This is a genomic window from Microbacterium sp. NPDC055442, assembly GCF_053644215.1.
Genome location: NZ_JBSHLF010000001.1, coordinates 1 through 22,559, shown reverse-complemented (window position 1 = coordinate 22,559; position 22,559 = coordinate 1). Strand labels below are relative to the sequence as shown.

The following is a 22,559-nucleotide window of genomic DNA, read 5'->3' as shown; positions in this document are numbered from 1 at the left end:
CCCGTCTCAGCGCGTGATGCGCCGTTCGAGGAGCTTCTTCTCTTTGCCGTGCACGGGGGAGTCGGTCGCGATGAGATGCCCGGTCGACGCGCGCCGCGTGTCGACGATCGCGCCGATCGCGAGCGCGAGGGTGATGCCCCAGCTCAGCCAGGCGAGGGCGGTGCGCCACGTGAACGGGGCATCGTCGCGTGTCGACCGCAACAACGTGAATCCGCTCAGGATCGCGCTGACCAGGCCCGTGCTGAAGAGGTATCTGCGCATGCTCTTACGCTAGCGCCACCTGGCGGTCAGGCGGCCGCCCTTGACACCGCGACGGCCGGCAGTCAAGGCCCGCGGGGCAGAACGTCGCCGCTGTTAGCCTGAGGACACACCCCGCCCCTCAGGAGTACCGTGACACAGGCCGATTTCGTCGTCGTCGCCAATCGACTCCCCGTCGACCGGATTACGGAAGGGGAGGATGCCGGAGGCTGGCGTCCGTCTCCGGGCGGCCTCGTCACGGCACTGGAGCCGGTCATGCGGCAGACGAAGGGCGCGTGGGTCGGCTGGCCCGGCCAAGCGGATCTGGCACTCGAGCCGTTCGACTTCGGCAACATGCACCTCGTTCCCGTCGAGCTGTCCGCGGCCGACGTGGAGAACTACTACGAAGGCTTCTCGAACGACACGATCTGGCCGCTCTATCACGACGTCATCTCGCCGCCGCGCTACCGTCGCGTCTGGTGGGACGCCTACGTCAAGGTCAACGAGCGCTTCGCGCGCGCCGCGGCGGACGCGGCGGTCCACGGCGGCACCGTCTGGGTGCAGGACTACCAGCTGCAGCTCGTGCCGCGGATGCTGCGCGAAGCACGCCCTGATCTGACGATCGGGTACTTCCACCACATTCCCTTCCCGGCATACGGCCTGTATTCGCAGCTGCCCTGGCGGCGACAGGTGCTCGAAGGGCTGCTCGGAGCCGACGTCATCGGATTCCAGCGGGTCGCCGACGCGAGCAACTTCGCTCGTGCCGTGCGGCGACAGCTGCGGTACGAGACGAAGGCAAGCGGCATCCGCGTTCCCGTCGGAGAAGGCACTTCGCGCATCGCCCTCGCGAAGGCCTTCCCGATCTCGATCGACGCCGCGACCTACGTGGAGATGGCACAGCGGCCGGACATCCGGGCCCGCGCGGCGGAGATCCGGGAAAGCCTCGGCAACCCCAAACGGATCCTGCTCGGCGTCGACCGGCTCGACTATACGAAGGGCATTCGCCACCGTCTCAAGGCGTACGGCGAGCTCATCAACGACGGCCGCCTCGATGTCGAAGACGTCACCCTCGTGCAGGTCGCGAGCCCGAGCCGCGAGCGCGTCCAGGCCTACATCGAGCTGCGCGACGAGATCGAGCTCACCGTGACGCGCATCAACGGCGACCACGACACGATCGGCCACTCCGCGATCCGCTACCTTCACCAGGGTTTCCCGCGAGAAGAGATGGTCGCGCTGTACCTCGCCGCCGACGTCATGCTCGTCACCGCCCTGCGCGACGGCATGAACCTCGTCGCCAAGGAGTACGTCGCTTCGCGCATCGACAACCGCGGGGTGCTCGTGCTGAGCGAGTTCACCGGTGCGAGCGATGAGCTGGGGTCCGCCCTGCGCGTCAATCCGCACGACATCGGAGCCCTCAAGGACACCATCATGCGCGCGATCGAGATGCCGTCGGCCGAGCAGGGGCGGCGCATGCGGGCGCTGCGCAGGAAAGTCCTCGACTTCGACGTCGCACGATGGTCGAGATCGTTCCTCGACGCCCTCGCCGCCGCGAAGGAGCGCACGCCGTGACCCGTCGCGATGACGCCGTGCGCCGGGTCGCGGCATCCGATCGACTGCTTGTCGCGCTCGATTTCGACGGCACCCTGTCGCCGCTGGTCGACGACCCCATGACGGCGCGGATGCTGCCCTCGGCGCGGGCGGCGATCGAGCGGCTCGCCGCGCTGCCCGACACGACCGTCGCATTCGTTTCGGGTCGCAGCCTCGTCGATCTGCGCGAGATCGCCGAGCACGGCGATGATTCGATCTACCTTCTCGCCGGCAGTCACGGGGCGGAGTTCTGGGTACCGGGCGATGGCGCGCTCGATCCCGAACCCGATGTCGTCGACGCCGACCTGCGCGATCGCCTGCTCGCCGATGCGCGTCACGCGACGGAAGGCCTCGACGGCGTGTGGATCGAGCCCAAGACGTTCGGGCTCGGCGTGCACACGCGCGTCGCCGATCCCGTCTCGGCCGACCGGGCCCACGCGGCCGTCGACGCGGTGGTCGTCGCAGAAGCCCCCCACTGGCGCCGCCGGACGGGAAAGAACATCGTCGAGTACGCGTTCCGTCACGAGGGCAAGGATTCGGCGATCCAGGCATTGCGCGAGCGGCTCGCCGCGACCGCGGTGCTCTTCGCCGGCGACGACGTCACCGACGAGGACGCGCTGCGCAGTCTCGGTGCAGATGACCTCGGCGTGCGCGTGGGCGATGGCCCGAGCGCCGCGAGTATCGTCGTGGCCGACATCGACGAACTCGCGAGCCTGCTCGGCGACCTCGCGGCGCAGCGCCGCGCGGCGCAGGGGCAGGCGCCCGCGGGGGCCGACGTGCGCGCCCCACGGGAATAGACTCAGGGGATGCCCGAGTCTCGCACTGACATCGACATCAAACCTCGCAGCCGTGTCGTCACGGACGGAATCGAAGCCACGACGTCGCGCGGAATGCTCCGCGGCGTCGGCATGGGCGACGACGACTGGGACAAGCCCCAGATCGGCATCGCGTCGAGCTGGAACGAGATCACGCCCTGCAACCTGAGCCTGGACCGCCTCGCTCAGGGCGCGAAAGAAGGCGTGCACGCCGGCGGTGGCTACCCGCTGCAGTTCGGCACGATCTCGGTCTCGGACGGCATCTCGATGGGCCACGAGGGCATGCACTTCTCGCTCGTCTCGCGCGAAGTCATCGCCGACTCCGTCGAGACCGTCATGATGGCCGAGCGCCTCGACGGCTCCGTTCTGCTGGCGGGATGCGACAAGTCCATCCCCGGCATGCTGATGGCCTCGGCGCGCCTGGACCTGTCGAGCGTCTTCCTCTACGCGGGCTCGATCGCGCCCGGCTGGGTCAAGCTGTCGGACGGCACCGAGAAGGAGATCACGATCATCGACTCCTTCGAGGGAGTCGGCGCGTGCCTCGCGGGGCGCATGAGCGAAGCAGACCTCAAGCGCATCGAGTGCGCGTTCGCCCCCGGTGAGGGTGCGTGCGGCGGCATGTACACCGCCAACACGATGGCCTCGGTCGGCGAGGCGCTCGGGCTCTCTCTGCCCGGCTCCGCCGCCCCGCCCTCGTCGGATCGCCGCCGCGACGTGTTCGCGCACCGTTCGGGTGAGGCTGTGGTGAACCTGCTGCGCCTGGGGATCACGACCCGGGACATCCTCACGAAGGAGGCCTTCGAGAACGCGGTCGCCCTCGCGATGGCGCTCGGCGGCTCCACCAACGTCGTCCTGCACCTGCTCGCGATCGCCCGCGAAGCCGAGGTCGATCTGAACCTGCACGACTTCAACCGCATCGGCGACAAGGTGCCGCACATCGGCGACCTGAAGCCGTTCGGCCAGTACGTCATGAACGACGTCGACCGGCAGGGCGGCATCCCCGTCGTCATGAAGGCGATGCTCGACGAGGGACTGCTGCACGGCGACGCGCTCACGGTGACCGGCAAGACGCTCGCCGAGAACCTGCGCGACCTCGACCCGGATCCCGTCGACGGCGACGTCATCCACTCCTTCGACAACCCCATCCACGCCACGGGCGGCATCACGGTCCTGCACGGATCCTTCGCGCCCGAGGGCGCCGTCGTCAAGACCGCCGGCTTCGACGCCGCGGTCTTCGAGGGTCCCGCGCGCGTGTTCGAGCGCGAGCGCGCCGCGATGGATGCGCTCGAGGCCGGCGAGATCGACAAGGGCGACGTCGTGGTCATCCGCTACGAGGGTCCGAAGGGCGGCCCCGGCATGCGCGAGATGCTCGCGATCACCGCGGCCATCAAGGGCGCGGGGCTCGGAAAAGATGTACTACTCTTGACGGACGGCAGATTCTCAGGCGGCACAACCGGCCTGTGCATCGGCCACATAGCACCCGAAGCGGTCGACGCAGGTCCGATCGCCTTCGTGCGCGATGGTGATCTGATACGGGTCGATATCGCGGCTCGCACTCTCGACCTACTCGTCGACGATGCAGAGCTCGCCTCCCGCCGCTCCGGCTGGGAGCCGCTTCCTCCGCGCTATACCCGTGGCGTCCTTGCCAAGTACTCCCGACTCGTGCGCTCCGCAGCTGAGGGCGCGACGACCGGCTGAGCCCGCGGCATCCGCATTCCGATCCGATCTCTGCGAGGACCATCACACATGCCCGCCGAATCCGCACAGGCCGTTCCCCGGCCGCCCGCCCGTACCGCTTCGGCGCCCGTGCTCACCGGAGCGCAGGCCGTCGTCCGATCGCTCGAGATGCTCGGCGTCACAGACGTCTTCGGTCTGCCCGGAGGAGCGATCCTGCCGGTCTACGACCCGCTCATGGACACCTCCGAGATCCGGCACATCCTCGTGCGTCACGAACAGGGCGCCGGACACGCCGCCGAGGGGTACGCCTCAGCGTCCGGACGCGTCGGCGTCGCGATCGCGACCTCGGGCCCCGGTGCGACGAACCTCGTGACCGCGATCGCCGACGCCTACATGGATTCGGTGCCGATCGTGTGCATCACCGGCCAGGTGTTCTCGAACCTGATGGGGACCGACGCGTTCCAGGAGGCCGACATCGTCGGCATCACGATGCCGATCACGAAGCACTCCTTCCTCGTGAAGGATGCCGCCGAGATCCCCGGCGCGATCGCCGCCGCCTTCGAGATCGCCTCGACGGGCCGGCCCGGTCCCGTCCTCGTGGACATCACGAAGGACGCGCAGCAGGCCGAGGCACCGTTCGAGTGGCCGCCGAGGGTCGACCTGCCCGGCTACCGGCCCGTCACCAAGGCGCACGGCAAGCAGATCCAGGCGGCCGCGCAGCTGCTCGCCGAGGCGAAGAAGCCCGTCTTCTACGTCGGCGGCGGCGTCATCAGGGCGCAGGCGGCGGCCGAACTGCTCGCTCTCGCCGAGACCACCGGCGTGCCCGTCGTGACGACGCTCATGGCTCGCGGCGCCTTCCCCGATTCGCACCCGCAGCACCTCGGCATGCCGGGCATGCACGGTACGGTGCCCGCCGTGCTCGCGCTGCAGGAGTCCGACCTCCTCATCTCGCTCGGCGCGCGGTTCGACGACCGCGTGACGGGCAAGGCGGCGCTGTTCGCACCGAACGCGAAGGTCGTGCACGTCGACATCGACCCCGCCGAGATCTCGAAGATCCGCACCGCCGACGTGCCGATCGTGGGTGACGTGCGCGACGTGCTCGTCGACCTCGACGCCGCCTTCCGCGGCGCCATCGAGGGGACCACGCCCGACTTCGCCGATTGGTGGGCGTACCTCGACGGCCTGAGGGACGAGTTCCCGCTCGGCTATGCGCCGACCACCGACGGTCTGCTCTCACCGCAGTACGTCATCTCGCGCATCGGCGAGCTGACCGGACCCGAGGGCGTCTACGCCGCCGGCGTCGGACAGCACCAGATGTGGGCCGCGCAGTTCATCAAGTACGAGCGCCCCAACGCGTGGCTCAACTCCGGCGGCGCCGGCACGATGGGCTACTCGGTACCGGCGGCGATGGGCGCGAAGGTCGCCCAGCCCGATCGTCACGTGTGGGCGATCGACGGCGACGGCTGTTTCCAGATGACCAATCAGGAGCTCGCGACCTGCGCGATCAACAACATCCCGATCAAGGTCGCCATCATCAACAACTCCTCACTGGGCATGGTGCGCCAGTGGCAGACGCTGTTCTACGACGGCCGCTATTCGCACACGAACCTCAACACGGGGCACGGCACCGTGCGCATCCCCGACTTCGTGAAGCTCGCCGAGGCGTACGGCTGTCTCGCGATCCGCGTCGAGAAGGAAGAAGACGTGGATGCCGCGATCCAGACCGCGCTCGAGACGAACGACCGCCCCGTCGTCATCGACTTCGTGGTGAGCGCCGACGCGATGGTGTGGCCCATGGTGCCGCAGGGAGTCAGCAACAGCTACGTCCAGTACGCGCGGGACCACTCGCCGTCGTTCGATGAGGAGGCCTGAGATGCCCACGCACGTTCTGAGCCTTCTCGTCGAGAACAAGCCCGGTCTGCTCACCCGCGTCGCGGGGCTCTTCGCGCGTCGCGGGTTCAACATCGAGTCGCTCGCCGTGGGCGTGACCGAGGTGCCGGGACTGTCGCGCATCACGGTCGTCGTCGACGTCGATCGGCTGCCGCTCGAACAGGTCACGAAGCAGCTCAACAAGCTCGTCAACGTCATCAAGATCGTGGAGCTCGAGTACGCGTCGTCGGTGCAGCGCGAACACATGCTGATCAAGGTGCGCGCCGACAATCAGAGCCGCTCGAACGTGCTCGAGGTCGTCAACCTCTTCCGAGCGCAGGTCGTGGACTACGCCTCCGATGCGCTCGTCGTCGAGGTCACGGGCGACAAGGGCAAGGTCGACGCCTTCCTGCGCGCTCTCGAGCCGTTCGGCATCAAGGAGCTCGCGCAGTCGGGGCTGCTCGCGATCGGCCGCGGCGGCAAGAGCATCACCGAGCGCGTCCTGCGCAGCTGACCATACGCACATTCCGGCTCCTGAGCTCGTCGAAGGACCGGTCACGACCCCTCGACCAGCTCGGGGACCGAAGCAAAAGGAGAAACACCATGGCTGAGATCTTCTACGACGCCGACGCCGACCTCTCGATCATCCAGAGCAAGAAGGTCGCGATCGTCGGCTACGGCTCGCAGGGTCACGCCCACGCGCTCAACCTGCGCGACTCGGGCGTCGAGGTCGTCATCGCGCTCAAGGACGGCTCGAAGTCGATCGAGAAGGCCTCCGACGAGGGCTTCGAGGTCAAGAACGTCGCAGACGCGACGGCCTGGGCCGACCTCATCATGATCCTCGCGCCGGACCAGCACCAGCGCGGCATCTACAACGACCACATCAAGCCCAACCTGGCGGCCGGCAAGACGCTCGCCTTCGCCCACGGCTTCAACATCCGCTTCGGCTACATCGACGCGCCCGAAGGCGTCGACGTCATCCTCGTCGCGCCCAAGGCGCCGGGCCACACGGTGCGTCGCGAGTACGTCGCCGGTCGCGGCATCCCGGACATCATCGCCGTCGAGCGCGACGCGTCGGGCTCGGCGTGGGCGACCGCGCTGTCGTACGCCATGGCGATCGGCGGCGCCCGCGCGGGCGTCATCAAGACGACCTTCACGGAAGAGACCGAGACCGACCTGTTCGGCGAGCAGGCTGTGCTCTGCGGTGGCGTGTCGCAGCTCGTCCAGTACGGCTTCGAGACGCTCACCGAGGCGGGCTACCAGCCCGAGATCGCCTACTTCGAGGTGCTGCACGAGCTCAAGCTCATCGTCGACCTCATGTGGGAGGGCGGCATCGCCAAGCAGCGCTGGTCGGTCTCGGACACCGCCGAGTACGGCGACTACGTCTCGGGGCCGCGCGTCATCGATGCGACCGTCAAGGAGAACATGCAGGCCGTGCTCGCCGACGTGCAGTCGGGAGCGTTCGCGAAGCGCTTCATCGACGATCAGGACAACGGCGCGAAGGAATTCATCGAACTGCGCGAGAAGGCGGCGTCGCACCCCATCGAGTCCGTCGGCCGCGAGCTGCGCTCGCTGTTCGCCTGGAAGCAGCAGGACGAGGGTTACACCGAGGGCAGCGCGGCACGCTAGAGCTGCGCTGACAGAGGTGCCGGGGTCGAGTAGCGCCGCAGGCGCGTATCGAGATCAGGGCAGCGCGGCACGTTAGCGCCGCGCTGACGTATGGGAAGGAGCCCGACCCTCACAAGGAGTCGGGCTCCTTCATGTCCGCGGGGCGACGAGTACGCTGAACAGCGTGACATCCGGACGTGAAGACGACGCGCTCTCCTGGGGCGACGACGATCCGACGCTCGATGACGGGGGAGGACGGGGCGCTGACTCGCTCTCCGAGCCCGGCACAGTCGTCCCCTCGACCACCGAGCCGCGCGGATACCCCGCGCTGCCGGACGGGTATCGTGCCGTCGGCGCAGGCAGCGATGCCCTTGACACCGAAGAGCCCGCCCTCATCGAGGCTGCTCCGGCGCAAGCCGGCAACGCGGCGCTGCTCGGTCTCGGAGTGCTCGGCGGGATTTATCTGCTCTACACGATCGGCTGGGTCATCGGCGGACTCCGCCTGCAAGGGCGGCGCCCGTTCCTCGTGACCGACTTCATGTACCAGGGGAGCCTCTGGCTCGCCGTGCTCGCGCCGCTGCTTTGGATCAGCACGACGCTGGTCTTGGCCAGACGCTCGCGGCCATGGGTGCGGTTCGCATGGCTTGTCGGTGGTGCCGCCCTCCTCATGCCGTGGCCCTTCATCATGATCGGGGCGGTAGGCCAATGAGCGACAGCACAACGAACGCCTCGGCGACGGCCTTCGCCCCGCGTGCGATGCCGGTTTGGCTCATCGCGACCGTTGCGGGCGTGCTCGGCCTGTTCTATGCCTACGCCGTGTGGAACGCGATCGGAAACCTGGTCGAAACGCTCTCCTTCTACGGCCAAGGCGGATTCACGCTGAACGCGCTCGGCTGGTTCGTGTGGATCTTCGCCGCCGTCTTCCCGCTTCTTGCGTGGGGCGCGGCGTTCGCGATCGGATGGCGCCGACGGCCGCACGAGCTGCTGCTCGTCATGCTCACCGGCCTCGCGCTGGTCGCAGTGTTCTGGCTCAACGTCATCGCTTACACGACGCTCAACACAACGTCGCTGGTCGGCTGACCGGGCGTCACACGGTCGGAGACGGCTCCCGCGGCGCGCTAGGCTGGGCGCCAGCCTCGTCCCAATGGCGTGCGGCGTGGCATCCGTCTGATCTGCCGTCGCACAGCACCCGAAGGATCCACCGTGACGAAGCCTGTCGTTCTCATCGCCGAACAACTCTCACCCGCCACGATCGACGCGCTCGGCCCCGACTTCGAGGTGCGGCACGTCGACGGGACGGACCGCCCCGCGCTGCTGGCCGCACTCGCCGACGCGAACGCCGTGCTCGTCCGCTCAGCGACGAAGATCGACGCCGAGGCGCTTGAAGCCGCTCCCGTGCTCAAGGTGGTCGCCCGTGCCGGCGTCGGGCTCGACAACGTCGACATCAAGGCGTCGACGACCGCGGGCGTCATGGTGGTCAACGCCCCCACGTCGAACATCATCTCGGCCGCCGAGCTGACGATCGGCCACATCCTCTCGCTCGCCCGGCGCATCCCGGCGGCGCACGCCTCCCTCGCGCAGGGGGAGTGGAAGCGCAGCGCCTACACGGGCACCGAGCTGTTCGAGAAGACCGTCGGCATCGTGGGCCTCGGCCGGATCGGCGCTCTCATCGCGGCTCGGCTGCAGGCGTTCGACATGCGCGTCGTCGCGTACGACCCCTACGTCACGAGCGCGCGGGCGCAGCACCTCGGCGTTCAGCTGGTCACGCTCGACGAACTGCTCGAGCAGAGCGACTTCCTCACGATCCACATGCCCAAGACGCCCGAGACGACGGGCATGATCGGCATCGAGCAGATGCGCCGCATGAAGCCGACCGCGTACGTCGTCAACGTCGCCCGCGGCGGGCTCATCGACGAGGAGGCGCTGTTCAAGGCCCTCACGACGGGTGAGATCGCCGGCGCGGGTCTCGACGTGTTCTCGACCGAGCCTCCCGTCGAGGGCGGCCCCGCGCGGATGCTGCTCGACCTGCCCAACGTCGTGGTCACTCCGCACCTGGGCGCCTCGACCGCCGAGGCGCAGGAGAAGGCCGGCGTCTCGGTCGCGCGCTCGGTGCGTCTCGCGCTCGGCGGCGAGCTCGTGCCCGACGCCGTCAACGTCGCGGGCGGCATCATCGACCCGTACGTTCGGCCCGGTATCCCGCTCGTCGAGAAGCTCGGCCAGATCTTCGCCGCGCTCGCGCACTCTCCGCTCACGTCGTTCGACGTCGAGGTGCACGGTGAACTCAGCGCCTACGACGTCAGCGTGCTCAAGCTCGCCGCGCTCAAGGGGCTCTTCACGAACATCGTCAGCGAGACGGTGTCGTACGTCAACGCGCCGCTGCTGGCAGAGCAGCGCGGCGTCGAGGTGCGTCTGCTCGTCGACGACGACAGTCCCGAGTACCGCAACATCATCACGCTGCGCGGCGCGCTCGCGGACGGCTCGCAGCTGTCGGTGTCGGGCACGCTGACCGGCACGAAGCAGATCGAGAAGATCGTCGGGATCAACGGCTACGCGATCGAGCTGCCGATCGAGCGCAACCACGTCGTCATGGTCTATCAGGATCGCCCCGGCATCGTCGCCGTCTACGGGCAGAAGTTCGGCGAGGCGGGCATCAACATCGCCGGCATGCAGATCGCGCGTCGTGAGGCCGGCGGACAGGCGCTCTCGGTGCTCACGGTCGACTCTCCCGCGCCCGACGACCTGCTCGACGAGGTGAGCGCAGCCATCGAGGCCGACCTCTTCCGTCAGATCGAGATCACCGAGTCCTGACGGCGCGAGCCGGTCGTCTCAGAGGCGGATCGCGCGTTCGACGAGGGCGACCAGTGCGTCGAGCTCGGCGCCCTGAGGCGTCGGGCCGGGGAGGGAACCGCCCGCGAGCACGGTGTTGAAGTAGAGCCCGTCGCTCACGAGCATCACGAGGTCGAGAGCTGCGCTGTCCGGCGCATACGGCCGGATCGCGTCCGCCCACTGCTCACGGATGTCGCGCAGCGCGTCACCGGCGGCGGCATTGCCACCCTGAGCGAGACGGGCGGATGCCACGATCGCCCGGTCCAGCGGCGTGCTTTCGAGAATCGATGAGCGTAGGAAGTACGCGACGGGGCCCTCGGGTGCCTCGAGGATCGCGGCGACATCTTCGGCAACGAGCAGCCGTAGGCGTTCGAGCACGCCCTGCTCGAGAGCATCCTTCGATGCGAAGTGATAGAGCAGGCCGCCCTTGGAGACACCGGCGGCGCGAGCCGTGGCATCCATCGTCGCGGCACGCTCGCCGTCGTCGATCAGCAGCGATTCGAAGGCGTCGAGCACCTTCTCACGGGCGAGGGGAGGCCGGCTCACGCGCGAGCCTCGGACACGGTCGGCATCCTGTTACTATACCGTCTGGACGGTTTAGAAAGGCATCCTCATGACAACGGGCCCCATCACGGCCGCGATTCGCGCGGAACACCAGCAGCGTGTCGGCTGGCGTGGCTGGGCAGCCCTGGTCGTGCTCATGCTCCCCGTGCTGCTCGTGTCGGTCGACAACACGGTGCTGAGCTTCGCGCTGCCCGCCATCGCCCTCGATCTCGAGCCCTCGAGCGCGCAGCAGCTGTGGATCATCGACGCGTATCCCCTCGTGCTCGCGGGCCTCCTCGTCACGATGGGCACCCTCGGCGACCGGTTCGGACGACGACGGATGCTGCTGCTCGGTGCCACCGGGTTCGCCGCCGTCTCGGCGCTGGCCGCCTTCGCTCCGTCGGCGGCGCTCCTCATCGCCGCGCGGGCGGGGATGGGCGTGTTCGGTGCGATGCTGATGCCCTCGACGCTGTCGCTGCTGCGCACGATCTTCACCGACCGCGACCAGCGGCGCATCGCGATCGCGATATGGGCGTCGATGTTCTCGGCCGGATCGGCTCTCGGGCCGATCGTCGGCGGCATCCTGCTCGAGCACTTCGGGTGGGGCTCGGTGTTCCTCATGGCCGTTCCCGTGCTCGTGCCGCTGCTCGTCCTCGCCCCGTTGCTCGTGCCCGAGAGCCGCGACCCGAAGCCCGGTCGGATCGACCCCGTGAGCATCGTGCTGTCGCTGGCCACCATGATCCCGATCGTCTACGCGATCAAGGAGCTCGCGGTGTACGGGCCGCTCAGTCTCGCCCCGCTGCTGTTCCTGGCGGGGATCGTCTTCGGCTGGCTCTTCGTGCGCCGTCAGCTGCGCTCCGAGACGCCGATGCTCGACATGGGGCTGTTCCGCAACCCCACCTTCAGCGGTGCGCTCCTGGTGAACCTGCTGAGCGTCGTTGGTCTCGTCGGATTCCTCTTCTTCGTCGCGCAGCACCTGCAGCTCATCGTCGGACTGAGCCCGATGATGGCCGGCTTCGCGCTCGTCCCCGGGCTTGCCGCCATGATCGCGGCGGGACTGCTGGTCGTGCCGATCGCGAAGCGATATCCCGCGCACATCGTCGTGCCCTCTGCGCTCTCGTTCTCGGTGCTCGGCTATGTCATCGTCGCGTTCGCGACGGGGCCCGACAGCCTCGGGCTGCTCGTGGGCGCGTTCGTCGCCCTCGGGATCGGCATCGGTGCGGCCGAGACGATCTCGAACGAACTCGTCCTCGCCAGCGCGCCGCCCGCGAAGGCGGGAGCGGCGAGCGCCGTCTCCGAGACGGCCTACGAACTCGGGGCCGTGCTGGGTACGGCCGTGCTCGGTGGCATCCTGACGGCGCTGTACCGGGTGAGTCTCGTTCTGCCCGAGGGGCTGTCGGCTGCCGCCCAGAACGCGGCGCGAGAGACCCTCGCGGGTGCCGTGCACGTCGCGGACGGCCTCGAGAGCGCGGCAGGCCAGGCGCTGCGTGACGCGGCTGCCCACGCCTTCGACGCGGGCGTCGTCGTCACGGCCCTGATCGGCGCGGGACTCGTCGTCCTGGCGGCCGTCATCGCTGCCGGGACGCTGGGCCGCCGGCGCTAGGCTGAAACAATGTCGCGAGTCGTGAAGCTGGCCGTCATCCCCGGTGACGGGATCGGCCCCGAAGTGATCGCCGAGGCCGAGAAGGTGCTGGATGCCGCAACGGCGGGCACCGACCTCCGCTTCGACAAGACGAGGTTCTCTCTCGGTGCCGATCGCTACCTCGAGACGGGCGACACCCTCACCGACGACGACCTCTCGGCGATCGCCGGTCACGACGCGATCCTGCTCGGCGCCGTCGGGGGAGTTCCCGGCGACCCGCGGCTGAAGGACGCGAACATCGAGCGTGGACTCCTTCTCAAGCTGCGCTTCGAGCTGGACCATTACGTCAACCTGCGCCCCTCGAAGCTCTACCCCGGGGTGCCGGGACCGCTCGCCGCGCCCGGCGACATCGACTTCGTCGTGGTTCGAGAGGGCACGGAGGGACCGTACGTCGGCAACGGCGGGTCGATCCGCCGCGGGACGCCGCAGGAAGTCGCGAATGAGACATCCGTCAACACGGCGTTCGGCGTCGAGCGCGTGGTCCGCTACGCGTTCGACCTGGCCGAGCGTCGGCGCAAGAAGCTCACGCTCGTGCACAAGACGAATGTCCTCGTGCACGCGGGCGGAATCTGGAAGCGGATCGTCGACGCCGTGGCATCCGAGCACCCGGACGTCGCGGTAGATTACCTGCACGTCGATGCGGCAACCATCTTCCTGGTCACGAACCCGGGCCGCTTCGACGTGATCGTCACCGACAACCTCTTCGGTGACATCCTCACGGACCTGGCCGGCGCCGTCACCGGTGGCATCGGCCTCGCCGCTTCGGGCAACATCAACCCCGACGGCACGTTCCCCTCGATGTTCGAGCCCGTTCACGGTTCGGCGCCGGACATCGCGGGTCGGCAGCAGGCCGATCCCACGGCCGCGATCCTGTCGATCGCCCTGCTCCTCGACCACCTCGGACAGCAGGACGAGGCCGTTCGCGTCACCCGCGCCGTCGAAGCCGACATCGCCGACCGCGGCGGCCAGACCCGCACGACATCTCAGATCGGCGACGCGATCGCAGCACGCCTGCAGGCGTAATCTGTAACCGCACACCGCGTCGCCACCCACCAGCCAGGACGTGACATGACCCTCATCGATTCAGACACCGACGCCGGCCTCGATCCGCTCGAGTTCGCCGTCACCAAGAACCTCGCGGCGAAGACGCCGCAGCAACGCGCAGAGATCCTCGCCAATCCCGGGTTCGGCACGAACTTCACGGATCACATGGTCGATATCTGCTGGTCGGTCGGGGGCGGGTGGCACCGCCCGCGCGTGCAGCCGTACGGTCCGATCGCGCTCGATCCCGCCGCCGCCGTCCTGCACTACGGGCAGGAGATCTTCGAGGGCATCAAGGCCTATCGTCACGCCGACGGCTCCGTGCACACGTTCCGGCCCGAGCAGAACGCCCTGCGGATGCAGCGCTCGGCGCGGCGCCTCGCACTGCCCGAACTGCCCGTCGAGTACTTCCTGCAGTCGATCCGCGAACTCGTCGCGGTCGACGGCGACTGGGTGCCCTCGGGCGCCGACCAGAGCCTCTATCTGCGCCCGTTCATGTTCGCCAAAGAGGCGTTCCTCGGCGTGCGTCCCGCCCATAAGGTGGCCTATTACCTCATCGCGTCGCCGGCCGGCGCGTACTTCAAGGGCGGGGTGCAGCCGGTCTCGATCTGGCTCAGTGAGGACTACGCGCGCGCCGGACGCGGCGGAACCGGCGCGGCCAAGACCGGCGGCAACTACGCCGCGTCGCTCCTGCCGCAGTCCGAGGCGCACGAGAACGGGTGCGACCAGGTCGTGTTCCTCGATCAGGACCGCAACGTCGAAGAGCTCGGCGGAATGAACGTCGTCTTCGTCTACAAAGACGGGCGCGTGGTCACCCCGCAGTCCGACTCGATCCTCGAGGGCATCACGCGCGACTCGATCCTGCAGCTCGCCGCCGACCGCGGCCACACGGTCGAGGCCCGGCCGATGGCATTCGCCGAGTGGCGTGAGGGTGTGGCATCCGGAGACATCGTCGAGGTGTTCGCGTGCGGCACCGCCGCTGTCGTCACCCCGATCGGTGTGCTCAAGGGTCGGGACTTCGAAGACGTGCAGCCGCGCGGCGAGCTGGCCATGTCGCTGCGCGAAGAGCTCACCGACATCCAGTACGGCCGACGCGAAGACCCGCACGGCTGGCTCACCCGGCTGGACGGCTGAGCCGTGCGGATCGCGCGATTCAGGCACGACGAGACCATCCGGTACGGGATCGTCGACGAAGCCGACCTCGTCGTGCTCGCGGGTGACCCGATGTTCGCGGGCCTTGACACCACGGGCGAACGCGTGCCCCTCGCCGATGTCGCGCTGCTCGCGCCCGTCATCCCGCGCTCGAAGATCGTGTGCGTGGGCCGCAACTACCAGGACCACGCTGCCGAGATGGGCAACGAGGTGCCGACCGCTCCGCTGCTGTTCTTCAAGCCGAACACGGCCGTCATCGGTCCCGGTGACGCGATCGTCACCCCGCCGCAGTCCGAGCGCGTCGACTTCGAGGGCGAGCTCGCGGCCGTCATCGGGCGCGTCGCGAAGAACGTGCCGGCCGAGCGCGCGCTCGAGCACGTCTTCGGATACACGATCGCCAACGACGTCACCGCTCGCGACCTCCAGCAGACCGACGGGCAGTGGGCGCGGGCGAAGGGCTTCGACACCTTCTGCCCGCTCGGTCCCGCGATCGAAACCGAGTTCGACCTGACGGGCGACGCCGTGCTCACGACGCGGGTCAACGGCGACGTCAAGCAGCAGGCGCCGCTCAGCGACATGATCTTCCCGCTCGCGGATGTCATCGCCTATGCATCGGCGGCCTTCACGCTGCTGCCGGGCGACGTGATCCTGACCGGGACCCCCGCAGGGGTGGGCCCGCTCGCTCCGGGCGACATCGTCGAGGTGGACATCACGGGGCTGGGGATCCTGCGAAACGCCGTGCGCGCCGCGGATGCCTGACACGTCGTCGCTCCTCGAGCACGACGTCGCCCGCGTCCAGCGACGCTCCGTCTGGGTGCTCTCGCTCGGCCAGATCCTCGGCGGGATCGCTTTCGGGGCGACCATCTCGCTCGGCGCCGTATTGGCCGCGGAGGTATCCGGTGACGAGTCGCTCTCGGGTCTTGCCACAGCGGCCGTCACGTTCGGCACGGCGGTCGTCGCCGTGCCGCTCGCCGCGTTCGCGCGCCGTTTCGGCCGCCGCATCTCGCTTGCGATCGGGATGCTGGTGGCTCTGGTCGGTGTCGCAATGGTCATCGCCGCGGTCGGCGCCGGATCGTTCCCGTTCCTGCTTGCCGGGTTCCTGCTCATCGGCGGCGGACAGGCGGCCAATCTCCAGTCGCGCTTCGCCGCCGTCGACCTCGCGACAGATCGCACCCGTGGGCGCGATCTGTCGATCGTCGTGTGGGCGACGACGATCGGCGCTGTTCTCGGCCCGAACCTGACCGGGCCCGGAGAGGCACTCGGGTCGCTCATCGGCATGCCCGCGCTGACGGGTCCGTATCTCTTCACCGTCGCGGGGCAGGGCCTGGCGATCGTGCTGTACCTGCTCGTGCTGCGCCCCGACCCGCTCCTGCTCGCGCAGCGGGTCGTCGCCGATCGTGCGACGAGCATCGGCGCGGGCATCGCGAAGCCGGATCGCGCGCGCGTCGCGCGCTTCGCGATCTTCGCGATCGCGGCATCCCACGGCGTCATGGTGTCGGTCATGGCGATGACGCCCGTGCATCTCCTGCACCACGGTGCCGACCTCGTCGTGATCGGCATGACGATCAGCCTGCACATCGCCGGCATGTACGCGCTCGCACCCGTCTTCGGGATCCTGGCCGACCGGATCGGCCGTGTGCCCACGATCCTCGTCGGCCAGGCCCTTCTGGTCGCGGCGCTGCTCACAGCGTCGTTCGGCCAGGACTCGACGGCCGCCGTCACGGTCGGCCTCGTGCTGCTCGGACTCGGCTGGAGCGCATCGACCGTCGCGGGGTCGACGCTGCTGACCGAAGCGAGCTCCGAAGACCGCCGCACACGGCGCCAGGGGCTGAGCGACTTCGCGATGAGCCTCGTCGGGGCCGCCGGAGCGATCCTCGCCGGCATCGTGCTCGGCGGCATCGGCTACGGCGGACTCGCGCTCGTCGCGGGGATCGCCGTCATCGCCGTCCTCGTGCTGGCCCCGGCAGGCCGCTTCGTGACGGCGCGCGACTAGCGCCCGAGGGCACGCAGCGCCAGGTCAACGTCCTCGTCGTCGTTGAAGATGTGGAAGGCGACCCGGGTGCGGCCCGCGCGGCCCGAGGCCGTGACGCCGGCGGCCGTGAGCGCCGCAAGGTCGTCGCCCGCGGCATCCGCCCACGTCACGATCGCGCTCGCGCGCGGCGGATGCGGCAGCGCCATGCCGTCGCGGAAGCGGGCGGCCAGCCCGGTGGTCTCGTCGTACGCGGCCGAGCGGTCGAGCGCGGCGAACAGCGCGAGCGCGGGTTCGGCGCCGACGAACGCCTGCCACGCGGGCGACACGTCGAAGCGCCGTGCGTCGGGTGCGAGGTCGAACTCGTGGCCGTAGCACGACGCCCACGGGTCGGCCCCGGAGTACCAGCCCGCGAAGATCGGTTCGAGCTCGCGCGCGAAGCCGGGCGACAGAGCGAGGAATGCGACACCGCGCGGTGCGCACAGCCATTTGTACGCGTGGCACACGACGGCGTCGTAGCGTTCGGCGTCGACCGGCAGCCACCCGACCGCCTGCGTCGCATCGGCGAACGTGCGGGCGCCGACCGCGTCGGCGGCGGCCACGACCGCGTCGACATCGGCAACGATCCCTGTCGCCGATTGCACGATCGAGAACGCGACGAGCGATGTCGAGGGGGTGATCGCCTCGGCGAGCTGCTCGATCGGCGCCGTGCGCAGCCGGATTCCCCGGCCCGCATGAGCGAAGGGTCGCGCGACCGACGAGAAGTCGCCCTCGGGTACGAGCACTTCGCCGCCGTCGGGCACGGCGGTCGCGATGAGTCCGGCGAACACCGACGCCTGCGCGCCGATCGCGACGCGATCCGCACCGACGCCGACGAGGCGCGCGAAGTGCCCGCGCGTCTGCTCGACGACGGCGCAGTACCCGGCGATGTCGATGTGGCCGCGTGCTGCCGCGGTGGTGTCCGCGATGACGGCGTCGCGTGCGACGCGGGGAGGCAAGCCCGCCGTGCAAGCCGCGAGATAGCCGCGTCCGCCGTCGAAAGCGGCGCGCGCGGCGACGAGTGAGTCCATGTCCTCAGGCTCCGCCGCGTCGACTCATTCGTCTAGACCAGGTTATGGATCACATGCATCACACATCGTGATGTCACGATTCCCAGATCGAACTCTGCAGATCTGCCAGGAGGGCGGCGCCGTCGAGATTCGTCGCGGACTGGTAGATCCAGACATCGCCGCGCGTATAGACCGTTTCGACCGTGTCGACGGGGTACTGCGAGTTCGGCGTCGTCACACTGCACAGATCACCACCACCGGCACCGGGTCCGCAGGACCAGCCGTCGGCGGCGAGGGACGCGATGTACGAAGCGGATGCCGCGGCATCCGCTTCGCTGATGAGCACGAGGTAGCCCGTGGTGTCGCCGCCGAACCAATCGCACCCGAGCACCAGGGCGGCGTCGGGGGGAACGGGGCGGATGAAGCCCTCGCCGTCACCCTGCAGCACGAGGGGGTCGACCGTCTCGGCGCGTGTCTGAGTCGAGCCGACATGGTCGCACGACGTGGGCAGATTCGCCGCGGGCGGCTGTGGCGGCTCCGGGACGGGTGTCTCGGGCGCGGGGGAGAGCGAACGCGTATCGGTCGGCGCGGGCGTGGGTCCCGCCGGGTCGGGCGCGCACGCGACGAGACCGAGGGCGAACACCGCGGTGAGCACCGCTCCGAGCGCCGCGGCATGCGGTCTGTGGTGACGGATCATGACGTCCTCCTCGCTCGGGGTGAGCCTACGTCCGACGGGGAGGTTGCGGCAGGGGGTGTGTGAGCATCACGGCGGCTTATGCTTCTGGCGTGACCGATTCGATGACGGGGGACAGTGACTTCGACGTGCACGCGCTGCGCGTCGTCAAGTCGATCGCCGACGAAGGATCGATCACGTCCGCTGCCGCTCGCCTCGGCTACAGCCAGCCCGCCATCAGCCAGCTGCTCAAGCGGCTCGAGACCCGACTCGGGGTCGCGCTCGTGGAGCGCGTGGGGCGGGGCGTGCGCCTCACCGAGGCGGGCCGGATCCTCGCGCGTCATGCGCCCGCCGTCACGACGGCACTGGATGCCGCAGCCGAAGAGCTCGCCGAACTGCGGGGCCTGCGCTCGGGCCGCGTGCGGCTCGTCGGCTTTCCGTCGGCGTCTCCCACGATCGTGCCGCGCCTCATCGCCGACCTCGGGGCGCGGCATCCCGGAGTATCGCTCACGTACGTCGAGGCCGAGCCCCCCGAAGCGGTCGACGCCGTCCGCGAGAATCGCGCCGACATCGCGCTGACCTTCAGCTACCCGGGCGATCGCGACGACCCGCACGGGATGAGCGCCCGCGGGCTCTCGTTGCGCAGTGTCGGCACCGACGATCTCGTCGCCGTGCTGCCGGCGGGGCACCCCGCCGCGCGTGACGGCACGCTCGAGGTCTCGTCCCTCGCGGACGAGCCCTGGATCGCCGGATGCCCGCGGTGCCGAGGCCATCTGCTCGAGCTCTGCGGGCGCGCCGGGTTCACGCCGCGCATCGCGATCGAGACCGACAACGTCGTCGCCGTCGAGGGTCTCGTCGCACAGGGCATCGGCGTCGCGACGCTGCCCCGTCTCGCGGTGGACGCGTTCCCGCTCCTGCCGGGACTCACTGTGGTGCCGCTGCCCGGCGAGAGCCGCACGCTCCACGTCGTGACGGCGCACGGAGCGTCTCGCGTGCCGTCGGTCCGCGCCGCGCTCGATGCGCTCGACCGTGCGCTGACCGGCCCGGTCGCGACGGCCGCGCGCAACTAGACTGGGCGACGATGTCTTCTTCACCCGATCCCCGCACCACGACGGCCGACGGCGCCGACGTGCGCGTGCGCTTCTGCCCGTCTCCCACCGGTATTCCGCACGTCGGCATGATCCGCACGGCCCTGTATAACTGGGCCTACGCGCGCCACACGGGCGGCAAGCTCGTGTTCCGCGTCGAGGACACGGACGCCGAGCGCGACAGCGAAGAGAGCTATCGTCAGCTCGTCGACGCGCTCACGTGGTTGCGGATCGACTGGGACGAGGGTGTCGAGACGGGCGGTCCGCATGCGCCGTACCGTCAGTCCGAGCGCGGCGAGATCTACGCCGACGTGCTGCAGCGACTCGTGGCATCCGGGGCCGTGTACGAGAGCTACTCGACCGCCGCCGAGATCGATGCGCGCAATGAGGCCGCGGGCCGTGCCAAGCAGCTCGGGTACGACAACTTCGACCGCCACCTCACCGACGAGCAGAAGGCCGCCTTCCGCGCCGAGGGGCGCGAGCCGGCGTGGCGCCTGCGCGTGCCCGAGGGTGACGTCACGTATGTCGACCTCATCCGCGGCGAGGTGACCTTCCCCGCGGGGTCGTTCCCTGACTTCGTCATCGTGCGCGCCGGCGGGCAGCCGCTGTACACGTTCACCAACCCGGTCGACGATGCGCTCATGGGCATCACCCACGTCATCCGCGGCGAAGACCTCATGCCCTCGACGGCTCGCCAGCTCGCGCTGTACTCCGCGCTCATCGACGCCGGTGTCACGACGTTCGTGCCGCGGTTCGGGCACATGCCGCTCGTGCTCGGCGAGACCGGAACGAAGAAGCTCTCCAAGCGCGACCCCAAGGCCGACCTCTTCCTGCAGCGCGAGAAGGGCTTCATCCACGAGGGTCTGCTCAACTACCTCGCGCTCCTGGGCTGGTCGATCGGACCCGATCGCGACATCTTCTCGCTCGACGAGTTCATCGCCGCCTTCGACATCGTCGATGTGAATCCGAATCCCGCCCGCTTCGACCAGAAGAAGGCGGAGTCGATCAACGGCGACCACATCCGGATGCTGCAGCCCGCCGAGTTCGCCGAGCGCATCGTGCCGTACCTCGTCGATGCCGGCGTCGTCGCCGACCCGCCCACCCCGAGCCAGCTCGCACTCATCGCGGAAGCTTCCCCGCTCGTGCAGGAGCGCGTGCAGATGCTCGGCGAGGTGCCCGGCATGCTGGGCTTCCTGTTCACCGACGAGGTGGAGTACGCCGAAGACGCGCTCGGCGGACTTCCCGCGAACGCGGGGGAGGTGCTCGTGGCATCCGTCGGTGCGATCGAGATGATCCCCGAAGCCGAGTTCACGGCCGCGGCCGTGCAGGAGGCGATGTCGTCGGCGCTCATCGAGGGACTCGGTCTCAAGCCCCGTGTCGCCTACGGTCCGCCGCGGGTCGCCGTCAGCGGGCGCCGTGTCTCGCCCCCACTCTTCGAGTCGATGGAGCTGCTCGGCAAGGCGGAATCGATCCGCCGCCTCGGTGCGCTCGTGCAGAAGATCGGCTGAGACACGCCGGTTTGGTCTGCGCGCGATCGCGGGCTAAACTTGATCCTTGTGCGCGGCTCTGCCGCGCCACGGTGGGGTATGGTGTAATTGGCAACACGGCGGTTTCTGGTTCCGTTGTTCTTGGTTCGAGTCCAGGTACCCCAGCAAGACTAAAACCCTCGGTGATCCGGGGGTTTCTTGCTTTTCGCGGCCGGTGCCGGTGCCGGTGCCGATGTCCCCACGACCTGGCCGGTATCGAACGCCGACGTCGCCGGCTCGCTGGATGGGACGGTTGCTTGCCGTGAACGGTGGCGGGCTGCAAGGTCAGAGTCGTATGTGCTCAATGGCGAGAGGCCGAGGCAGCCGTCGAGATCAGTTTCCCAGAGCTCATCCGGCGCCGTGATCGCTTGCTCTCGCAAGGATCAGCAAGGGATACGTGAACATGAAACGAGATTCGCTACGTAAGCGGACTGCCGGACTCGTCGCTGCCGGAGTGGCGGTGGCGATGGCGTTCGCGGGGCCGATGCCCGCCGTCGCCGACGACATCAAGTCAGGGTCTTCGCTCGACCCGGCGCCGTACACCGGGCCACGGCCGCCGGTGATCGACACGATGCGCGGTAACGTGCTGCCGGTCACCGGGTACTACGTCGAGAACGTCACGGTCGGCGACAAGACGCGAACGAGCAAGGTGTACATCCCCGAAGACATGTACCTGCGCGGGTACTTCACCATCGTGAGCGTGCCGGATGGCTGGGACACCGAGGAGTTCCTCGACGAGAGCGGCTGGATCGACATCGCCGACGAACGCAACGAAGGACTGTTCATCCTCGAGGCCGACCAGGAATCCGGTGAGTGGGGAACCGTGGCCGCGGAATCGGCGTACATCACGGCGGCGCTGCGGGTCATGGAGGCGCGGAGCTTCTACTCGACGCACGGTGTGCACTACATCGCGGGATACGGGTCGGGCGGCACGGCGCTGCAGGACTATGTCGCCAACCACCCGCTGTTCGTCGCGAGTGCGGTGTTCATCGGCACCGAGGACCTCGCCGACATCGAAGAGATCGGCGAACAGATCTTCGCGCCGCAGCCGAGGTTCACCGATACGCATGCCGACCCGCGGTTCGTGGCGGAGCCGTACAACGAGGTGCCCGTTCCGGTCTGGTTCGTGAACGACGATGCCGATGACGTCGCCGAGTCGGTCTGGGCTTGTCAAGATTTCTGTGTAAGTGGGCATCAGCGGGGGTAGTTAGAGGTGGGGGTTGATGCGTTCGGGGTATGCGAGGGCGAGCTGCTCGA

General features: G+C 68.9%; 21 protein-coding genes and 1 tRNA gene. 18 read left to right on the top strand and 4 right to left on the bottom strand.

Annotated features, from left to right (window positions below):
• Positions 1-6 precede the first annotated feature (6 nt).
• The gene (locus tag ACWIBS_RS00110; RefSeq protein WP_376127921.1) at positions 7-261 is read right to left on the bottom strand and encodes a hypothetical protein; all 255 of its coding nucleotides are present in this window, start codon (positions 259-261) and stop codon (positions 7-9) included.
• 129 nt (positions 262-390) lie between these two features.
• Here ACWIBS_RS00110 and ACWIBS_RS00105 point away from each other — a divergent pair, with 129 nt between their 5' ends.
• The 9 genes from ACWIBS_RS00105 to serA all read left to right on the top strand — a co-directional run bounded on the left by ACWIBS_RS00105 (position 391) and on the right by serA (position 10,601).
• A complete protein-coding gene (locus ACWIBS_RS00105) occupies positions 391-1,806 on the top strand; it encodes an alpha,alpha-trehalose-phosphate synthase (UDP-forming) (protein WP_376127923.1) in 1,416 nt (471 codons plus the stop codon).
• Positions 1,803-2,621, top strand: a complete 819-nt coding sequence (gene otsB / locus ACWIBS_RS00100) for a trehalose-phosphatase (RefSeq protein ID WP_376127925.1) — start codon at positions 1,803-1,805, stop codon at positions 2,619-2,621. Before ACWIBS_RS00105 ends, otsB begins: the two co-directional genes overlap by 4 nt.
• Positions 2,622-2,630: 9 nt before the next feature.
• The gene (gene ilvD / locus ACWIBS_RS00095; protein ID WP_376127927.1) at positions 2,631-4,337 is read left to right on the top strand and encodes a dihydroxy-acid dehydratase; all 1,707 of its coding nucleotides are present in this window, start codon (positions 2,631-2,633) and stop codon (positions 4,335-4,337) included.
• A gap of 48 nt (positions 4,338-4,385) precedes the next feature.
• On the top strand, positions 4,386-6,188 hold the full coding sequence (locus tag ACWIBS_RS00090) for an acetolactate synthase large subunit (RefSeq protein WP_376127929.1): 1,803 nt from the start codon (positions 4,386-4,388) through the stop codon (positions 6,186-6,188).
• A 1-nt stretch (position 6,189) separates the two neighbouring features.
• Entirely contained in the window at positions 6,190-6,699 is a 510-nt protein-coding gene (gene ilvN, locus ACWIBS_RS00085; protein WP_376127931.1) for an acetolactate synthase small subunit, read from the top strand.
• Between the two features lie 89 nt (positions 6,700-6,788).
• Positions 6,789-7,814: a ketol-acid reductoisomerase gene (ilvC, locus tag ACWIBS_RS00080; RefSeq protein WP_376127933.1), complete on the top strand. Its 1,026-nt coding sequence runs from the start codon at positions 6,789-6,791 to the stop codon at positions 7,812-7,814.
• A gap of 163 nt (positions 7,815-7,977) precedes the next feature.
• The gene (locus tag ACWIBS_RS00075) at positions 7,978-8,502 is read left to right on the top strand and encodes a DNA polymerase III subunit gamma/tau (RefSeq protein WP_376127935.1); all 525 of its coding nucleotides are present in this window, start codon (positions 7,978-7,980) and stop codon (positions 8,500-8,502) included.
• On the top strand, positions 8,499-8,873 hold the full coding sequence (locus tag ACWIBS_RS00070) for a bacitracin resistance protein (RefSeq protein WP_376127937.1): 375 nt from the start codon (positions 8,499-8,501) through the stop codon (positions 8,871-8,873). Before ACWIBS_RS00075 ends, ACWIBS_RS00070 begins: the two co-directional genes overlap by 4 nt.
• A 123-nt stretch (positions 8,874-8,996) precedes the next feature.
• On the top strand, positions 8,997-10,601 hold the full coding sequence (gene serA / locus ACWIBS_RS00065; RefSeq protein ID WP_376127939.1) for a phosphoglycerate dehydrogenase: 1,605 nt from the start codon (positions 8,997-8,999) through the stop codon (positions 10,599-10,601).
• 18 nt (positions 10,602-10,619) lie between these two features.
• On the opposite strand, the gene ACWIBS_RS00060 is transcribed toward serA, so the two are convergent.
• On the bottom strand, positions 10,620-11,165 hold the full coding sequence (locus ACWIBS_RS00060; protein ID WP_454136239.1) for a TetR/AcrR family transcriptional regulator: 546 nt from the start codon (positions 11,163-11,165) through the stop codon (positions 10,620-10,622).
• A gap of 67 nt (positions 11,166-11,232) precedes the next feature.
• Here ACWIBS_RS00060 and ACWIBS_RS00055 point away from each other — a divergent pair, with 67 nt between their 5' ends.
• From ACWIBS_RS00055 to ACWIBS_RS00035, 5 genes are read left to right on the top strand one after another with little or no spacing between them, the layout of a single operon-like run.
• Positions 11,233-12,765: an MFS transporter gene (locus tag ACWIBS_RS00055; RefSeq protein ID WP_376127943.1), complete on the top strand. Its 1,533-nt coding sequence runs from the start codon at positions 11,233-11,235 to the stop codon at positions 12,763-12,765.
• 9 nt (positions 12,766-12,774) lie between these two features.
• Positions 12,775-13,827 (top strand): 3-isopropylmalate dehydrogenase, encoded by a 1,053-nt coding sequence (locus tag ACWIBS_RS00050; protein WP_376127945.1) that lies wholly within the window; start codon positions 12,775-12,777, stop codon positions 13,825-13,827.
• A 45-nt stretch (positions 13,828-13,872) separates the two neighbouring features.
• Positions 13,873-14,979: a branched-chain amino acid aminotransferase gene (locus ACWIBS_RS00045; RefSeq protein WP_376127947.1), complete on the top strand. Its 1,107-nt coding sequence runs from the start codon at positions 13,873-13,875 to the stop codon at positions 14,977-14,979.
• Positions 14,980-14,982: 3 nt separating this feature from the next.
• Positions 14,983-15,756 carry a fumarylacetoacetate hydrolase family protein gene (locus ACWIBS_RS00040; protein ID WP_376127949.1) on the top strand — a complete coding sequence of 258 codons (774 nt, stop codon included), beginning with the start codon at positions 14,983-14,985 and terminating at the stop codon, positions 15,754-15,756.
• The gene (locus ACWIBS_RS00035; RefSeq protein WP_376127951.1) at positions 15,749-16,990 is read left to right on the top strand and encodes an MFS transporter; all 1,242 of its coding nucleotides are present in this window, start codon (positions 15,749-15,751) and stop codon (positions 16,988-16,990) included. Before ACWIBS_RS00040 ends, ACWIBS_RS00035 begins: the two co-directional genes overlap by 8 nt.
• Here ACWIBS_RS00035 and ACWIBS_RS00030 read toward each other — a convergent pair.
• The gene (locus ACWIBS_RS00030; RefSeq protein WP_376127953.1) at positions 16,987-18,036 is read right to left on the bottom strand and encodes an aminotransferase class V-fold PLP-dependent enzyme; all 1,050 of its coding nucleotides are present in this window, start codon (positions 18,034-18,036) and stop codon (positions 16,987-16,989) included. The two genes, ACWIBS_RS00035 and ACWIBS_RS00030, sit on opposite strands and share 4 nt — an antisense overlap.
• 73 nt (positions 18,037-18,109) lie before the next feature.
• Positions 18,110-18,712 (bottom strand): hypothetical protein, encoded by a 603-nt coding sequence (locus ACWIBS_RS00025; RefSeq protein ID WP_376127955.1) that lies wholly within the window; start codon positions 18,710-18,712, stop codon positions 18,110-18,112.
• Positions 18,713-18,813: 101 nt separating this feature from the next.
• On the opposite strand from ACWIBS_RS00025, the gene ACWIBS_RS00020 reads away from it, so the two are divergent.
• The 4 genes from ACWIBS_RS00020 to ACWIBS_RS00005 all read left to right on the top strand — a co-directional run bounded on the left by ACWIBS_RS00020 (position 18,814) and on the right by ACWIBS_RS00005 (position 22,509).
• On the top strand, positions 18,814-19,758 hold the full coding sequence (locus ACWIBS_RS00020) for a LysR family transcriptional regulator (protein ID WP_376127964.1): 945 nt from the start codon (positions 18,814-18,816) through the stop codon (positions 19,756-19,758).
• Positions 19,759-19,769: 11 nt separating this feature from the next.
• Complete coding sequence (gltX, locus tag ACWIBS_RS00015; RefSeq protein WP_376127957.1) at positions 19,770-21,284, top strand: glutamate--tRNA ligase; 1,515 nt, start codon at positions 19,770-19,772, stop codon at positions 21,282-21,284.
• Positions 21,285-21,356: 72 nt separating this feature from the next.
• Positions 21,357-21,428: transfer RNA gene (locus ACWIBS_RS00010), tRNA-Gln, on the top strand.
• A gap of 271 nt (positions 21,429-21,699) precedes the next feature.
• On the top strand, positions 21,700-22,509 hold the full coding sequence (locus ACWIBS_RS00005; RefSeq protein ID WP_376127959.1) for a hypothetical protein: 810 nt from the start codon (positions 21,700-21,702) through the stop codon (positions 22,507-22,509).
• Positions 22,510-22,559 lie beyond the last annotated feature (50 nt).